This is a genomic window from Devosia sp. WQ 349K1, from assembly GCF_016595685.1.
Classification (GTDB): Bacteria; Pseudomonadota; Alphaproteobacteria; order Rhizobiales; family Devosiaceae; genus Devosia.
Window position 1 is genome coordinate 193,480 of the sequence record NZ_JAENGO010000001.1, and the last position, 12,850, is coordinate 206,329.

Sequence of the window (12,850 nt, forward strand, 5' to 3'; positions counted from 1 at the left end):
AGTCGTGTCCTCGGATGTGAATGAACAGCGCAAAGCGCTGCGTGATGCAGCGTTGCATTTTCATGAGTTTCCCAAACCCGGCAAGCTCGAGATTCAGCCGCTAAAACCTTTGGGCAATCAGCGCGACTTGGCGCTCGCCTATTCCCCGGGCGTTGCTGCGCCTTGTGAGGAGATCGCTGCCAATCCCGATAGCGTGGCCCGCTACACCTCGCGGCAAAACCTTGTTGCAGTGATTTCCAACGGCACTGCCGTGCTCGGCCTAGGCAATATCGGGGCGCTGGCGTCTAAGCCTGTGATGGAAGGCAAAGCGGTTCTGTTCAAGAAGTTCGCAGGCATCGACGTCTTCGACCTCGAAATCGACGAGCTAAACCCACAGAAGTTCATTGACGCGGTAGCGCCGCTCTGGCCGACATTTGGTGGCATCAATCTCGAAGATATTCGCGCGCCCGATTGCTTCGAAATTGAAGAGCAGCTGCGCGAGCGTATGCCAATCCCGGTGTTCCATGACGATCAGCACGGCACAGCGATTATCGTCGGTGCTGCAGTGCTCAACGGCCTGGAGCTGGCGGGCAAGCATATTGAAGACGTCAAAATCTGCACATCAGGGGCAGGAGCGGCGGCCATTGCATGCCTCAATGTTCTGGTTGGCCTTGGCGCAAAAATCGAAAATATCTGGGTGGCCGACAAAGACGGCCTGGTCACGCACAAGCGCAACGACGTGAATGACAAATGGCGGTCGCGCTTCCGCCGGACCTCTGAGGCGACAACGCTGGCCGAAGTCATCGACGGTGCAGACGTTTTCCTGGGGCTCTCCGCTCCCGGCGTGCTCTCGCCAGAGATGATTGCCAAGATGGCGTCTAATCCGCTCATCCTGGCTCTGGCTAATCCGACGCCGGAAGTTATGCCGGAAGTTGCAAAGCAAATTCGTCCAGACGCCATGGTGTGTACTGGGCGCTCGGACTATCCCAATCAGGTCAATAACGTCCTCTGTTTCCCCTTCATTTTCCGTGGTGCGCTGGATGTGCACGCCACGACGATCAACGAAGAAATGAAGCTGGCTGCAGTGCGGGCGATTGCCAAGTTAGCGCACGAACCGGGTTTGGAAGTTTCGCCTTCTGGCGCGCCTGCCGTTTATGGCCCTGAACACATTATCCCAAATCCCTTCGATCAGCGCCTGATCTTGCGCATCGCGCCGGCTGTGGCGCGCGCCGCTATGGAAACGGGCGTCGCGAAAAAGCCTATTGAAGATTGGGCTGCCTATCTCGATAGCCTCAATCGCTTCGTGTTCCGCTCTGGCCTCGTCATGAAGCCGATCATTGATCGGGCGCGTGGGCAGGAAAAGCGCGTGGCCTTCGCCGATGGTGAAGATGAGCGCGTTCTGCGGGCCACTCAAGTGTTGCTTGAAGAACGGATTGCGCGGCCGATTTTGATCGGTCGTCCGGCGGTTCTCGAAGCGCGTATCGAGCGTTTCGGTCTGTCGATTAAGCCGGGCAGGGATTTTGAAGTCATCAATCCCGAAGACGATCCGCGTTACCGCGATTACGTCAGTCTCTTCCATTCACTGGTTGGCCGGGATGGCGTGACGCCCGACACAGCGCGCCATATTGTGCGCACCAATACGACGGTGATTGGCGCGCTGGCCGTAAAGCGCGGCGAGGCTGATGCGATGCTCTGTGGCTTGCAAGGGCGGTTTATCAAGCACGCCCGCGACATTGGCTCTGTCATTGGCCTGCAGGACGGGCTGAACACGGTTTCAGCGCTTTCGATGCTGATCATGCCGCGCGGTGCCTTCTTCCTCACCGACACCTACGTTAATCAGAACCCAAGTGCTGATGAGATCGTGGCTATTGCTTTGCAGGCGCGTCAGCATCTCAAGCGCTTCAACATCGAGGCGCGAGCCGCCTTGCTCAGCTATTCGAACTTTGGGTCGCGCGATGGCGAAAGCGCTTACAAAATGCGCGAGGTCTACAAGAAGCTCAAACGCGTCGCGCCGGACTTTATTGTCGATGGCGAAATGCAGGGCGATCTGGCGCTGAACGAAGAGTTGCGCGAGCGCTACATTCCGGATTCGGTGCTAAAGGGCGAAGCCAATCTCCTGATCTTCCCAGATCTTGACGCTGCGAACTTGTCGGCAACCTTGCTCAAGGAAATGACCAACGCTCTCGCCGTTGGGCCGATCCTGATGGGGACTAAAGCGCCAGCCCATATTCTGGCACCCTCAGTGACCAGTCGTGGTATCGTCAACATGGCGGCTATTGCGGCCAATGAAGCTGTACAGGGGTAAGGCTTTGATCCGTCATACGGTTGTATTCACTCTGCGTCATGAGTCGGGCTCTGCTGAAGAGGCCGACTTCCTGAGTGCAGCGAAAATTCTTGCGGATATTCCGGGTGTTGAGGCTTTCGAGCAGCTCCGTCAGGTCAGCCCCAAGGCGGATTTCGCCTTTGGGTTCTCAATGGAATTCGCAAATTCTGAGGCCTATCAATTCTATAACGACCACCCGCATCACGTCGCTTTCGTGCGTGATCGGTGGGTGCCCGAAGTGTTGCGGTTCCAAGAGATCGACTACACAGCGCTATAAGCTGTGTGGTCCCTAACCGGACATTAAGGCTCGTCGCGGATAATGGCGTATCTATAAGGTTTCGTCATGCCAACACGTCTTAAACGCCCGCCGTTCTGGCGCCACCTTGCTTTGACAGCGGCTCTGCTCGGCGTGCAGGGGTATCTTGGCTATTCGGCTATTTCCGGGCAGTTCGGCATTGAAAATCGTGCTCAGATAATTGAGGACATTCAAGTGCTTGAGGATAAGTCCTCGGCACTGCAAGCCGAGATCGACGCCTTTAAGCATCGCGTTCAGTTGATGAACCCAAAACATCTCGATCCCGACCTCATCACTGAGCGGGCGCGGGCCTTGCTCAACATGGCGCATACCGACGATATTTTGGTCATGGTGAACCCAGACAACGGTAAACCAGTTTCCGGTAAATTCCAAGAATTAATCGATTCTGAGTTAAGGTCAATTATTGAAGCGGATTCAACGCTCTAATAGAGTTTTTTGAATTCGCATTGCGGAATGTTATTACAGAGACGCTTGCGGTAAGGTGCGTGAAATGGCCTGATGGGCCAATCGCATACGACCCCGACCCAAGCGGAGTGCAGCATGGCGCGCAAGGCAACGGCCTCACAGCCCAACGTCCCTCAGTTTTCTAGCGAGCAGGACCTCGAAGCGTTCCGCGAAATGCTGCTTATTCGGCGTTTCGAAGAAAAGGCCGGCCAGATGTATGGCATGGGCCTGATCGGCGGTTTCTGTCACCTTTATATCGGTCAGGAAGCTGTTGTGACCGGCATCACCATGGCCTCGGAAAAGGGCCTTGATGCGCAGATCACCGGCTATCGTGATCACGGACACATGCTGGTTATGGGTCTCGACCCTAAGGGCGTCATGGCTGAACTGACCGGTCGTCAGGGCGGTCTGTCGCGCGGCAAGGGCGGCTCGATGCACATGTTCTCGAACGAGCACAAGTTCTATGGCGGCAACGGTATCGTGGGGGCGCAGGTTGCGCTCGGCACTGGTCTGGGCTTTGCCAATAAGTACAAGGGTGATGGCGGCGTTTCGATTGCCTATTTTGGTGACGGCGCGGCCAACCAAGGTCAGGTCTATGAGAGCTTCAATATGGCCAAGCTCTGGAACCTGCCGGTCGTTTATGTGATCGAAAATAACAAGTACGCCATGGGGACCTCCATTGAGCGTGCTGCTGCAACAACCGATTTCTCCATGCGCGGCGCTTCCTTCGGCATCGACGGCGAGCAGGTCGATGGCATGGACGTCCGCATGGTCTATGATGCCGCCAAGCGCGCCATCGAGCATGCTCGTTCGGGGAAGGGCCCGTTCATCCTTGAAATGCTGACCTATCGTTACCGTGGTCACTCCATGTCCGATCCGGCGAAATATCGCTCCAAGGACGAAGTGACGAAGTATCGCCAGGAACGTGACCCGATCGAACAGGTCCGCGCGCGTCTGCTGGAAGCCGGTATTGTGACGGAAGATGATCTCAAGAAGATCGAAACCGATATCCGCGCTGTCGTCACTGAAGCGGCGGACTTCGCGACCAATGATGCAGAGCCCGATCCTAAGGAGCTCTGGACCGATATCACTATCGAGGCATGAGCCGGCTCGGCCGCGCGCCGAGCCCCCAAACAAGTTGAGTTTCGCCGTGCGGCTTCAAAAAGCCCGGCGTTAGAAATTCTGGAGAGCAAATATGCCCCAAATCCTCATGCCCGCCCTGTCTCCCACTATGGAAGAAGGCAAGCTGGCCAAGTGGCTGGTGAAAGTTGGTGATGTCGTAAAGTCTGGCGATGTGCTGGCGGAAATCGAAACCGATAAGGCGACGATGGAAGTTGAAGCGGTCGACGAAGGTACTGTTACGGAAATCCTGATCGCCGACGGCACTGAAGGCGTAAAGGTCAACACCCCAATCGCCGTCATTCTGGCTGAAGGCGAAGTGGCTGGCGAAACAGCAGCTCCGGCTGCCGTTGAAGCGACCACTACGGAAACTGCGGCTCCTGCAGCTGATGCGCCCGTTGCGGCGGCACCAGCCACGGAAGCGCCAAAGTTTGTCGCGCAGAACGATCCGGACCTGCCAGAAGGCGTCGAAATGGTGGAGCTCACCGTTCGTCAGGCGCTGAACGAAGCCATGGCCGAAGAAATGCGCGCTGACGGCAACGTCTTCATCATGGGTGAAGAAGTCGCTGAATATCAGGGTGCGTATAAGGTCACTCAGGGCCTGCTGCAGGAATTTGGGCCGCAGCGCGTTATCGATACCCCGATCACCGAACATGGCTTTGCCGGTCTCGCTGTTGGTGCGGCCTTTGCGGGTTTGAAGCCAATCGTTGAATTCATGACCTGGAACTTTGGCATGCAGGCCATTGACCAGATCATCAACTCGGCTGCAAAGCAGCTCTACATGTCCGGCGGTCAGGTGACGGCACCTATGGTGTTCCGTGGCCCGAACGGCGCGGCAGCACGTGTTGGTGCGCAGCACTCCCAAGACTATTCGGCATGGTACAGCCATGTTCCGGGCCTCACCGTTATCGCGCCTTACAGCGCCGCTGACGCCAAGGGCCTGTTGAAGGCTGCGATCAAGTCGCCAAACCCGATCATCTTCCTCGAAAACGAAATCCTTTATAACTCCACTGGCCTCGTGCCGAAGATGGATGATTTCGTTCTGCCAATCGGTAAGGCTCGTGTTGCCCGTCAGGGTAAGGACGTCACCATTGTGTCGTTCTCCATGGGCATGCGTTACGCTACTCTGGCAACCGAAAAGCTGGTCGCGGCTGGCGTTGACGTTGAACTGATTGACCTGCGTACCCTCCGCCCAATGGACACCGATACCATCATTGCATCGGTCAGGAAGACCGGTCGCTTGGTGACGGTTGAAGAGGGTTGGCCGCAGGGTGGTATTGGCGCGGAAATCGCGGCCGTCGTCATGGAACAGGCGTTCGATTATCTCGACGCGCCAGTGACCCGCGTGACTGGCAAGGACGTGCCAATGCCTTACGCTGCGAACCTTGAAAAGCTGGCACTGCCAAGCGTTGACGATGTGATCGCAGCGGTGAACGCTGTGACCTATCGCTCTTAAGGAGAAGCCGGATGCCAATTAACATCACCATGCCGGCGCTCTCTCCGACGATGGAAGAGGGCAAGCTCGCCAAGTGGCACGTCAAGGAAGGGGACACCGTCTCCTCCGGCGACGTGATCGCGGAAATTGAAACCGACAAGGCGACCATGGAAGTGGAAGCTGTCGATGAAGGCAAGATCGGTAAGATCTTGGTTGCCGAAGGCACTGACAACGTCAAGGTGAACGCGGTTATCGCGGTTCTCCTGCAGGACGGTGAAGAGGCTTCGGCGGCAGATGCGGCTTCGGCCGCAGCGCCAGCGCCAAAGGCTGAACAGCCAAAGGCCGCTGCACCCGCTCCGGCGGCTGCGCCAGCGCCTGCTGCGAAGGCAGAAGCACCAAAGGCGGCAGCTCCGGCTCCTGCCAAGGCCGAGGGCGCTCGCGTCTTCGCTTCGCCATTGGCAAAGCGCCTTGCGAAGGAAGCTGGCATCGACATCGGTTCGGTTTCGGGTACGGGTCCGAAGGGCCGCGTGATCAAGGCTGACGTGGAAGCGGCAAAGTCGGGCAAGACCCCGCTCAAGGCTGCTGCATCGGCTCCGGCTTCGGCCCCATCGGCTGGTGGCACGATTTCGGCAGGGATGACCAAGGCTCAGGTCTTGGCGCTTTACGAAGAAGGCTCGTACGAGCTGGTTCCTGCCGATGGCATGCGCAAGGTCGTGGCGGCCCGCCTGACCGAAAGCAAGCAGTCGGTTCCGCACTTCTACCTGACGCTCGATTGCAAGATCGACGCGTTGATGGCCGCCCGCGAGCAGATCAATGCTTCGGCTCCGAAGAACAAGGAAGGCAAGCCAGCCTTCAAGCTCTCGGTCAATGACTTCGTCATGAAGGCTTGGGCTGTGGCGTTGCAGCGCGTGCCGATGGCCAATGCGACTTGGGCAGGTGACGCGATCCTCTACCACAAGCGTTCTGACGTGGCGGTTGCCGTGTCGGTGCCAGGTGGTCTCTTCACCCCAGTGGTGCGTTCGGCGGATACCAAGACGCTGCGCGAAATCTCGGATGCGGTGAAGGATCTGGCGACCCGCGCGAAGAACAAGAAGCTTGCGCCGCAGGAATATCAAGGCGGTTCGTCTTCTGTGTCGAACCTCGGCATGTTCGGCATCAAAACCTTCTCGGCTGTGATCAACCCGCCGCATGGCACGATCCTGGCTGTGGGTGCGGGCGAAGAGCGCGTTTACCCAGAAAACGGTCAGATCAAGATCGGTCAGTTCATGACGGTAACGCTCTCCTGTGACCACCGTGCCGTTGACGGCGCGCTGGGGGCGGAACTCTTGGGCGTATTCAAAAGCCTGATTGAAAACCCGGTGATGATGCTGGCGTAAAGGGGTTTGGCGATGAAGACCATTCTCGCCTTTGGCGACAGCCTGACGTACGGGGCCAATCCGGTAACGGGTGGCCCGCGTCACGCCTATGAACACCGCTGGCCGACTGCGCTTGAACAGGGGCTTGGCGGGGCTGCACGGGTGATTGCCGAGGGCATGGGTGGCCGCACCACCGTTTGCGACGACTGGTTTGCACCGGGCGATCGCAATGGTGGGCGCATTCTGCCGACCTTGCTGGAAAGCCATTCCCCGCTCGATCTCGTCATCATCATGCTGGGCACCAATGACCTCAAGCCAGCCATCAATGGCTCGGCCTTGCAGGCATCCTTTGGTATCCGGCGACTGGTTCAGATCATTCGCGAGCATGCTGCAGGCAAGGCGATTGCTGCGCCTGCAATCATCATCGCCGCGCCACCTCATATTTGCGACACCGACCATGCCGATATGATCGGCCATTTCGGTGGCTTTGCGCATGCGTCGAGCCAATCACAGCTCTTCGCCGAGCATTATGCGCGTCGCGCGGCTGAGCTGAACACGGGCTTTTTCGACGCTTCGACAGTTGCGCAAGCAGACCCGCGTGATGGTGTTCACCTCGATGAGGCGAATACACGCGCGATTGGTCTCGGTCTTGTGCCGCTTGTTAAACAGACACTGGGTCTTTGACCCAAAAATTCGTGGAGGCCCTCATGGCTGACCAATACGACCTTCTCGTTATCGGCGCCGGTCCCGGCGGTTACATCGCAGCCATTCGTGGCGCGCAGCTCGGGATGAAGGTGGGGATCATTGAGCGCGAGCATATGGCTGGCATCTGCTCCAACTGGGGCTGTATCCCGACCAAGGCGCTGCTGCGCTCTGCCGAAATCTACGGTCACATGACCCACGCCAAGGACTATGGCCTTACGGCTGAAAAGTTCGGCTTTGACCTCGACGGTATTGTGGCCCGTTCGCGCGCGATTGCTGCGCAGATGAACAATGGCGTGCAGTTCCTGATGAAGAAGAACAAGGTCGACATCATCTGGGGCGAAGCCACCATCACCAAGGCCGGTGAAGTCAAGGTTTCCCCGACCAAGAAGGTGATTGTTCAGCCGCAGGGCCCTGTGCCGAAGAACGCGCTGGGTGAGGGCACTTACAAGGCCAAGAACATCATTATCGCCACTGGTGCACGTCCGCGTCAGCTGCCGGGCATTGAAGCCGATGGCGATAAGATTTGGACCTATTTTGAAGCGCTGAAGCCTGCCGCCATGCCGAAGTCGTTGGTGGTTATGGGCTCGGGCGCGATTGGTATCGAGTTCGCATCCTTCTACCGGTCGCTTGGCGCGGAAGTGACCGTTATCGAACTGCTTTCGCAGATCATGCCGGTAGAAGATGCTGAAATTTCCGGTCTCGTGCGCAAGCGTTTGGAAAAGCGCGGCATCAAGATCGTCACTGAAGCCAAGGTGGCCAAGGTCGAAAAGACCGCGACGGGCGTTATCGCTCACGTTGAAACCAAGGACGGCAAGACCCAGCAGATCGCTGGCGATAAGCTGATCTCGGCGGTTGGCGTGCAGTGCAACACCGAGGGCCTCGGCCTCGAGACCGTTGGTGTGAAGCTCGATCGCGGTGCCATTGTCACCGACGGTTATGGCAAGACCAATATAGAGGGCATCTGGGCCATCGGCGACGTTGCAGGCCCACCAATGCTGGCGCACAAGGCCGAGCATGAAGCGGTTATCACGGTCGAAAAGATCGCGGGCCTACCCGTGCATGGCCTCGACAAGAGCAAAATCCCGGGCTGCACCTATTGCGAGCCACAGGTGGCTAGTGTCGGTCTGACCGAAGCTAAGGCCAAGGAAGCTGGTCGCGAGATCCGCGTTGGTCGTTTCCCCTTCGTGGGCAATGGCAAGGCGATTGCTCTGGGCGAGCCAGATGGCCTCGTGAAGACCATTTTTGACGCCAAGACCGGTGAGCTTTTGGGCGCGCACATGGTGGGCGCGGAAGTGACCGAGTTGATCCAGGGCTTTGTGGTGGCGATGAACCTCGAAACCACTGAAGAAGACCTGATGCACACGATCTTCCCGCATCCGACCCTGTCTGAGTCGATGAAGGAATCCGTGCTCGATGCCTATGGTAAGGCTCTGAACATCTAAGTTCGATACAAGCTTTGCTGCTCCCGCTTTTGGCGGGGGTAGCCCAATAGCTGAGTGAGTTGGGGTTGAACCCGCCGCTCAAGGGAGCGATATAACGGGAAGTTTCCCAGTCAGGACTGATATGGTCACGCTCATCGACAATTCGGCCAAGCCGCGTCACCCGGAAAAGGCCAATCGCCCCGATAGTATCGTCCTGCGCAAGCCGGACTGGATCCGTGTGAAAGCGCCGGGCTCACCAATCTATAAGGAAACCCAGCAGATCGTGCGCGAGAACAATCTCGTTACGGTTTGCGAAGAAGCGGGTTGCCCTAATATCGGCGAGTGCTGGAGCAAGAAGCACGCGACCATGATGATCATGGGTGAAATCTGCACCCGTGCTTGCGCCTTCTGCAACGTCCGCACCGGCATGCCTGGGCCGCTCGATCCGCTCGAGCCTGAAAACGTCGCGAAGGCTGTCAATAAGCTCGGGCTTGAGCATGTGGTGATCACCTCGGTAGATCGTGACGATCTTGCCGATGGCGGTGCGCAGCACTTTGCCGATGTGATTTTGGCGATCCGTGCGCTCAATCCGAAGACCACCATCGAAATACTGACCCCAGACTTCCTCCGCAAGGAAGGGGCTTTGGAAATCGTCGTGGCGGCAAAGCCAGACGTCTTCAACCACAACCTTGAGACTGTGCCATCAAAGTACCTGAAGGTGCGTCCCGGTGCGCGTTACTTCCATTCGATCCGCTTGCTGGATCGGGTGAAGGAACTCGACCCGACCATTTTCACCAAGTCTGGCATCATGGTTGGCCTCGGCGAAGAGCGGAATGAAGTTTTGCAGCTGATGGACGATCTGCGTTCGGCTGACGTCGACTTCTTGACCATCGGGCAATATCTGCAGCCGACCAAGAAGCACTATCCGCTGCAGCGCTTTGTAACGCCGGAAGAATTCAAGTCGTTTGCCACAGTTGCGACGGCCAAGGGGTTCTTGTTGGTATCGTCCAGCCCGCTGACCCGCTCGTCTCACCACGCCGGCGAAGACTTTGCGCGCCTCAAGGCCAACCGCATGCAGAAGCTCGGTCACTGAATGAAACGCTTTTATGACCGCCACGTCCCTCATTTGCCCCAGCGCATGTATGAGATCGTGGCGGACCTTAACGACTATCCGCGCTTTATCCCGAATTGCGCAGCCATGCAGGTTCGCCCCGATCCGACAGCACAGTCGGATACAGTCGTTCTCGCCAAAATGACCATTGCTTTTGGTCCCATCACGCAAGGCTATACCAGCCGAGTGACCATGGACCCTGAGGCATTGACCATTCGCGCTAAAGCGGTTGATGGGCCGTTTTCGTATCTCGATAGCGTGTGGAGCTTTGAGCCTGAAGGGCAGGGCACGCGCGTCAAGTTCGAGATCGATTTTAAGATCTCCAACCCATTTATTGCGGCCGTTGCTGAACCAGCCTTCGCCGCCAAGCAGGAAGAAATCATGCGGGCGTTTTCGGACGAAGCTGATCGACGGTTTGGTGCGTGATGATCGAGCTGTCCGGTAGTCTCATTTGTGCAAATGAAACCGAAGCGACACTCGTTCGCTCACTGCTGCCCCTGCACATAGAACTGACCCTGGCCGAGCCGGGCTGTTTGGTGTTTGAAGTGAAGGAAACTGACGTTCCCCTGGTGTGGAGCGTTTTCGAGCAGTTTTCGGACCGAGTATCCTTCGACGCTCATCAGGCTCGTGTGCGGGCGTCCAAGTGGGGCCAAGAGAGCGCTCATATCAAACGAGATTACAAAATCGTCGAAATGCGCTAGCGTCGCTCCACTGATCCGTGGGGGGCGACATGATTAGAAAACTCGAATGCGTCTGCATTCCGACAGACGATATCGTTGCCTCGGAGGCGTTCTATCTCAAACTTGGTCTGACTCGCGCTTGGAGCATCGAGCGTCCGCTCGCAGGTGGCGAAATGTGGACCTTGGTTGGCCTCAAATTTCCTGAAGCTCAGAGTTCAGAAATGGTCTTGAGCAATAATTCTGATGTTCGGCTCGTCGAGGTGGAGTTGTTGTGCGATGACGTGCGTCAGACCTTCGCCGAGCTTCATGGTGCCGCGGGTGTCGAATGGATTCGGGAGCCTTTTGCGACCGAGAGCGGCCATGTTGCGGTGATGAAAGCGCCAGACGGAAACGTCTTCGTGCTCGTCGGGCCATAAAAACTCTGGGCTCCCCGAAGGGAGCCCATTTCGTTCACTGGAAAGCGGTTTCGGCAAAACTACGCAGCTTGCGCGAGTGCAGGCGCTCGGCGGGTTGGTCGCGCAGAATTTCCATCGCCCGCAATCCAACCTGCAAATGACGATTGACCTGTGTGCGGTAAAAGTCCGAGGCCATGCCGGGCAGTTTTAGCTCGCCATGCAGAGGCTTGTCGGAGACGCAGAGCAAGGTGCCGTAGGGAACGCGGAACCTAAAACCGTTGGCGGCGATAGTGGCGCTTTCCATATCAAGGGCCACAGCGCGTGATTGGCTGAGCTGGCGCGTGATCTGGGCCTGATCCCAGAGTTCCCAATTGCGGTTGTCAAACGTCGCGACTGTGCCAGTGCGCATGATCTTCTTGGTTTCGACGCCTTCGGTGTCGGTGATCTCATGCACAGCCTGTTCGAGCGCAACCTGAATTTCGGCCAAGGCGGGGATTGGCACGGAGAGCGGCAAGTCAGCGTCGAGCACGTGGTCCTCACGCACATAGGCGTGGGCGAGGACGTAGTCGCCCAGTTCCTGGCTGTTGCGGAGCCCCGCGCAGTGGCCGAGCATGATCCAGGCATGTGGGCGCAGAACCGCGATGTGGTCGGTGATGGTTTTAGCGTTCGACGGGCCAACCCCGATATTGACCATGGTGATACCGCGACCGCGTTCACCCACCAAGTGATAGGCCGGCATTTGCGGTGTGCGGATCGGTGGCGAGCCGGTGACTGCGCCGCCGGTCAGCATGTTATCAGTCGAGACGTTCCCCGGCTCGATAAACCGCAGATAGTCTGGGTGGTTTTTCGCCATATGGCTTTTGGCGATGGCGCAGAACTCGTCGATGTAGAACTGGTAATTCGTGAAAATCACAAAGTTCTGGAAATGCTCAGGGCTGGTGCCTGTGTAGTGGGAGAGCCGTTGCAGCGAATAGTCGACGCGCGGGCCTGTGAAGGCCGACAGCGGGTATGGGCCACCGCGTGGCGGGACATAGGTGCCGTTGGCGATCTCATCGTCAGTATTGGCCAGGTCGGGCACGTCAAACACATCGCGCAGCGGCACGTTCAGCGCGTTGATCGCCTGACCATCGAGATGGTCATTGGGATTGAGCGCGAAGTGCAATGGCAGCGGCGTGTCACTTTCGACGATGTCGATGGTGCCGCCGTGATTGGTGAGGATCACCGAGAACTGGTCAATGAGATAGCCCTTGAACAGATCAGGCGCCGTAACGGTGGTGCGATAGATGCCTGGCGTATGTAGATAGCCGTAGGGAAGGGTGCTTTCGTGCTTGGAATAGCTGGTCGAACGCACTTCCACCTGTGGGTAGTAGGCGCGGACGCGGCCAGCGGGCACCGTGCCCTTGGTGAGAGCCTCGAGATGGCTGCGGATGAAGGCGCAGTTGCGGTGATAGAGCTGGGCTAGGCATGCCCAAGCGGCCTCCGGATCTGTGAAAGATTGCTTTTCGAGACGCGGCGGAGACAGCGTGGTCATGGATACCTCATTGGACTCATCAGAGTGTTTCTCTGA

General features: G+C 57.7%; 13 protein-coding genes. 12 read left to right on the forward strand and 1 reads right to left on the reverse strand.

Going from position 1 to position 12,850, the window contains the following annotated elements; genetic code table 11:
• Positions 1-4 precede the first annotated feature (4 nt).
• The 12 genes from JHL21_RS00800 (at position 5) to JHL21_RS00855 (ending at position 11,304) form a co-directional block, all read left to right on the forward strand.
• Complete coding sequence (locus JHL21_RS00800; protein ID WP_367948138.1) at positions 5-2,284, forward strand: NADP-dependent malic enzyme; 2,280 nt, start codon at positions 5-7, stop codon at positions 2,282-2,284.
• A 4-nt stretch (positions 2,285-2,288) separates the two neighbouring features.
• The gene (locus JHL21_RS00805) at positions 2,289-2,579 is read left to right on the forward strand and encodes a Dabb family protein (RefSeq protein WP_200211332.1); all 291 of its coding nucleotides are present in this window, start codon (positions 2,289-2,291) and stop codon (positions 2,577-2,579) included.
• A gap of 66 nt (positions 2,580-2,645) precedes the next feature.
• Positions 2,646-3,044 carry a septum formation initiator family protein gene (locus JHL21_RS00810; RefSeq protein WP_182395736.1) on the forward strand — a complete coding sequence of 133 codons (399 nt, stop codon included), beginning with the start codon at positions 2,646-2,648 and terminating at the stop codon, positions 3,042-3,044.
• 114 nt (positions 3,045-3,158) lie between these two features.
• Positions 3,159-4,166 (forward strand): pyruvate dehydrogenase (acetyl-transferring) E1 component subunit alpha, encoded by a 1,008-nt coding sequence (gene pdhA / locus JHL21_RS00815; RefSeq protein ID WP_182395734.1) that lies wholly within the window; start codon positions 3,159-3,161, stop codon positions 4,164-4,166.
• A gap of 91 nt (positions 4,167-4,257) precedes the next feature.
• Positions 4,258-5,637: a pyruvate dehydrogenase complex E1 component subunit beta gene (locus JHL21_RS00820; protein WP_200211333.1), complete on the forward strand. Its 1,380-nt coding sequence runs from the start codon at positions 4,258-4,260 to the stop codon at positions 5,635-5,637.
• Between the two features lie 11 nt (positions 5,638-5,648).
• Complete coding sequence (locus JHL21_RS00825; protein ID WP_200211334.1) at positions 5,649-6,992, forward strand: pyruvate dehydrogenase complex dihydrolipoamide acetyltransferase; 1,344 nt, start codon at positions 5,649-5,651, stop codon at positions 6,990-6,992.
• A 12-nt stretch (positions 6,993-7,004) separates the two neighbouring features.
• Positions 7,005-7,655, forward strand: a complete 651-nt coding sequence (locus tag JHL21_RS00830) for a GDSL-type esterase/lipase family protein (RefSeq protein ID WP_169193870.1) — start codon at positions 7,005-7,007, stop codon at positions 7,653-7,655.
• 23 nt (positions 7,656-7,678) lie between these two features.
• Positions 7,679-9,118 carry a dihydrolipoyl dehydrogenase gene (lpdA, locus tag JHL21_RS00835; protein ID WP_200211335.1) on the forward strand — a complete coding sequence of 480 codons (1,440 nt, stop codon included), beginning with the start codon at positions 7,679-7,681 and terminating at the stop codon, positions 9,116-9,118.
• A 121-nt stretch (positions 9,119-9,239) separates the two neighbouring features.
• Entirely contained in the window at positions 9,240-10,190 is a 951-nt protein-coding gene (lipA, locus tag JHL21_RS00840; RefSeq protein ID WP_169193872.1) for a lipoyl synthase, read from the forward strand.
• A complete protein-coding gene (locus JHL21_RS00845) occupies positions 10,191-10,634 on the forward strand; it encodes a type II toxin-antitoxin system RatA family toxin (protein WP_169193873.1) in 444 nt (147 codons plus the stop codon).
• On the forward strand, positions 10,634-10,909 hold the full coding sequence (locus JHL21_RS00850) for a putative quinol monooxygenase (protein ID WP_200211336.1): 276 nt from the start codon (positions 10,634-10,636) through the stop codon (positions 10,907-10,909). The genes JHL21_RS00845 and JHL21_RS00850 overlap by 1 nt, the downstream gene beginning before the upstream one ends.
• Before the next feature lie 29 nt (positions 10,910-10,938).
• Positions 10,939-11,304 (forward strand): VOC family protein, encoded by a 366-nt coding sequence (locus JHL21_RS00855; RefSeq protein WP_200211339.1) that lies wholly within the window; start codon positions 10,939-10,941, stop codon positions 11,302-11,304.
• Between the two features lie 34 nt (positions 11,305-11,338).
• Here JHL21_RS00855 and JHL21_RS00860 read toward each other — a convergent pair whose 3' ends face one another.
• Entirely contained in the window at positions 11,339-12,814 is a 1,476-nt protein-coding gene (locus tag JHL21_RS00860) for an AMP nucleosidase (protein ID WP_169193876.1), read from the reverse strand.
• Positions 12,815-12,850: the final 36 nt, after the last annotated feature.